This is a genomic window from Paraburkholderia sp. BR10882 (assembly GCF_040948855.1).
GTDB classification, from domain to species: Bacteria; Pseudomonadota; Gammaproteobacteria; order Burkholderiales; family Burkholderiaceae; genus Paraburkholderia; species Paraburkholderia nodosa_A.
Genome location: NZ_JBFPKP010000089.1, coordinates 1 through 255 on the forward strand (window position 1 = coordinate 1; position 255 = coordinate 255).

Annotated in this window: 1 rRNA gene; it reads left to right on the top strand. The window is 54.5% G+C overall.

Going from position 1 to position 255, the window contains the following annotated elements:
* A 16S ribosomal RNA gene (locus tag AB3X99_RS41025) occupies window positions 1-255 on the top strand; the annotation flags it as partial.

Sequence of the window (255 nt, forward strand, 5' to 3'; positions counted from 1 at the left end):
GGGGAGTACGGTCGCAAGATTAAAACTCAAAGGAATTGACGGGGACCCGCACAAGCGGTGGATGATGTGGATTAATTCGATGCAACGCGAAAAACCTTACCTACCCTTGACATGTACGGAACCCTGCTGAGAGGTGGGGGTGCCCGAAAGGGAGCCGTAACACAGGTGCTGCATGGCTGTCGTCAGCTCGTGTCGTGAGATGTTGGGTTAAGTCCCGCAACGAGCGCAACCCTTGTCCCTAGTTGCTACGCAAGA